At 41.6% G+C, this 1,010-nt stretch carries 2 pseudogenes; both read right to left on the reverse strand.

The features are described from left to right. Positions 1 to 675, reverse strand: a pseudogene (locus tag ABZ953_RS39460) (polysaccharide deacetylase); the annotation flags it as partial. A gap of 245 nt (positions 676 to 920) precedes the next feature. Further along, positions 921 to 1,010, reverse strand: a pseudogene (locus ABZ953_RS39465) (beta-ketoacyl synthase N-terminal-like domain-containing protein); the annotation flags it as partial.

Genomic DNA, 1,010 nt, shown 5'->3' on the forward strand with positions numbered 1-1,010 from the left:
GAGATCGTCGGCGGTCTCCGCCTTGGTGGCGTTGGCGTCGCGGATGAGCTCCGCGCGCTGGCCGTCAAGCTCTCCCCCGCCCAGTTCGATTTCTTTGTTTGTTTTTTCGTTATCACCATATTCTGATTTTGATGTACGGTAACCTAATACACCATTATAGCCTGTTAAAGCTAATGTTCCTTTGGCGCCTTGATAAGAAAAATCGGGATGTTTTTTAATGAATGAATCGATCAATGGAACCATATCATAGTCACCAACAGTTTCCTTCTTATTGTCGATATAAATATTCTTGATTTGGTTCTGTTTATCGACAATCAACTTACTTGGAAATCCTGAATTGTCCATGTATTCATAATAGCTGACATCGTCTTGCGAAAGAATTAACGGTTTCTTTCCTTCTGGAAGAGAAACACCTGTAAAGGTCAGTTTTCCATCTGTTCCTTTTTTGACTAATCCATTTAGATTAACAAGAACATAGTTATTTTTATATAACTGATCAATGGTTTTATTGAATTCGGAAATAGTGACCATATAATCTTTATACCCTTGTGCTTGCTGGGTATGAAAAGCCTTAGCTGGATCAACAATCAGACTATGAAAGAAGACGTGTGAGATTTTGGTCGGGTCTTCCCATTTTACCAAGGATTCTTTTTCTTTTTTCAAAGTTGCTAACAATTGTTGCGCTTCTTTGGCGTCGTCTTTTTCAAGTAAGGCGATGGCTTCATCATAATGATAACTTGCAGCAAGCTGTTTTGCTTGATCAAGCTGTTTCGTCGTTTGTTTATCTTCAACAGGTTTTGAGCTGCTGCTTGAGTGTTGAGTTGTTTGACTAGTGTTTTCTAATTTATTGTTTGTTACTGCTTGTGTAACAAAAAAGATACTTACACCTAGAATAATAACAGTGCATACAGAAGTGACAGCTCCTCGGACTCGAGGACGACGACGCCGGCACCCTCGCCGAGCACGAAGCCGTTGCGGTCGGCGTCGTAGGGACGCGAGGCGCCCTGCGG

The sequence above is a fragment of the Streptomyces sp. NPDC046465 genome (assembly GCF_040646035.1).
Lineage (GTDB): Bacteria > Actinomycetota > Actinomycetes > Streptomycetales > Streptomycetaceae > Streptomyces.